We start from the raw sequence: 351 nt of genomic DNA on the forward strand, positions 1-351 counted from the left end.
TCTTTTTATTAGCTTGATACCAAGGTGACGATACCCCTTTATTGTTTTTCAGACTTCGCTTGTTCTAAAATGTATGCTTCTTCTTGTTCCGGTGTCGCTAATTCGTATGCTTTACCAGTGCTGTTATTGTCCCATTCCCATAATAAATTATGCTCCTCAACCGATTGAGAGAAATCGCCTTCATACCAACGAACCAAAATCTTGAGGTACTGTTCTTTATGTTGTAAGGTTCCACTATTACTTTCATCAATCGCTCGACGTACTTTTTCGATGTTTTCTGGAGTCATTTTGATAAATCCTTGCTTTTCGTGAGATAATACTTTTTGATGAGTCATTTTGTGCATTGCATTG

The 351-nt window shown here is 37.0% G+C and carries 1 protein-coding gene; it reads right to left on the minus strand.

All coding sequences use genetic code 11. The annotated features are described in order from the left end of the window. Positions 1 to 38: 38 nt before the first annotated feature. The coding region (locus V7038_RS20380; RefSeq protein WP_335695568.1) for a DUF6241 domain-containing protein at positions 39 to 351 on the minus strand (313 nt) is incomplete at its 5' end.

It is taken from the genome of Bacillus sp. JJ783, from assembly GCF_036963225.1.
Taxonomy (GTDB): domain Bacteria; phylum Bacillota; class Bacilli; order Bacillales; family Bacillaceae_G; genus Bacillus_A; species Bacillus_A cereus_U.